This window comes from Streptomyces sp. M-16, from assembly GCF_052114405.1.
Classification (GTDB): Bacteria; Actinomycetota; Actinomycetes; order Streptomycetales; family Streptomycetaceae; genus Streptomyces.
The window spans coordinates 1-969 of record NZ_JBFRER010000299.1; the positions used below are offsets into that span (position 1 = coordinate 1).

1 protein-coding gene is annotated in these 969 nt (G+C 75.9%); it reads left to right on the forward strand.

All coding sequences use genetic code 11. From position 1 onward, the window contains the following. Nucleotides 1-405: 405 nt before the first annotated feature. On the forward strand, nucleotides 406-849 hold the full coding sequence (locus AB4039_RS42210; protein WP_266843716.1) for an SRPBCC family protein: 444 nt from the start codon (nucleotides 406-408) through the stop codon (nucleotides 847-849). Nucleotides 850-969: the final 120 nt, after the last annotated feature.

Consider the following 969-nt stretch of genomic DNA (forward strand, 5'->3'; position numbering starts at 1 on the left):
GGCGGACTTGGCGCGCGCCCCCGTGCCGGTACCGGGCCGGCGCGCGCGGCCCGCCCCGTACACGCGTGCGCGGCGCTCGGCCGGGTGGGGGGTGGCGCCCCCCGGGCCGGGCCGCGAACCGCTCGCGCGTCCCGGGCCGCAGATGGAGTACCGGGGGTGTCGCGGGGGGTCGCCCCGGCACGGCGACGGCCCAGGTCGTCCGCCCCGAAGGGCGCGGACCCGGGATGCCGGGCCGTCCGGCCCGCCCCGCGCGCGGACCCCTCCGGGCCGGCCCGCCCGCCCCCGAAGGGAACGGACGTTCCCGTGATCGCCCGGGGCGCTTCCCCGGGCCCCGGATTTGGGCGCCCGCCCCGGAGGTGGTTGGCTTGCCGCCGACGAGCGAGAACGACTGCTGGAGGAACAGGTATGGCGCAGGTCGAGGCCACCACGGAGCGCATCATCGGGGCCGACGCGGAGACCGTGTTCGACACGCTCGCGGACTACACCGGCACCCGTTCCAAGCTGCTCCCCGAGCACTTCAGCGAGTACGAGGTCCGCGAGGGCGGCGACGGCGAGGGCACCCTGGTCCACTGGAAGCTCCAGGCCACCAGCAAGCGCGTACGGGACTGCCTGCTGGAGGTCACCGAGCCCACCGACGGCCAGCTCGTGGAGAAGGACCGCAACTCCTCCATGGTCACCACCTGGACCGTGACCCCCGCGGGCGAGGGCAAGTCCAAGGTCGTCATCAGCACCGTCTGGAACGGCGCGGGCGGCATCGGCGGCTTCTTCGAGCGCACCTTCGCGCCCAAGGGCCTCGGCCGCATCTACGACACCGTCCTCGCGAACCTCGCGCAGGAAGTCGAGTCCTGAGCAAGGCCGTTGCCGCGGCACCCCTGGAAGCGGCTCACCGGTTCGGGTGGTTTTCCGCGCCGCGGTGAGCCGCCCGGTGCCGGCCCGCCACCCGGCCGGCCCCGGCGCGCGACCGGGCCC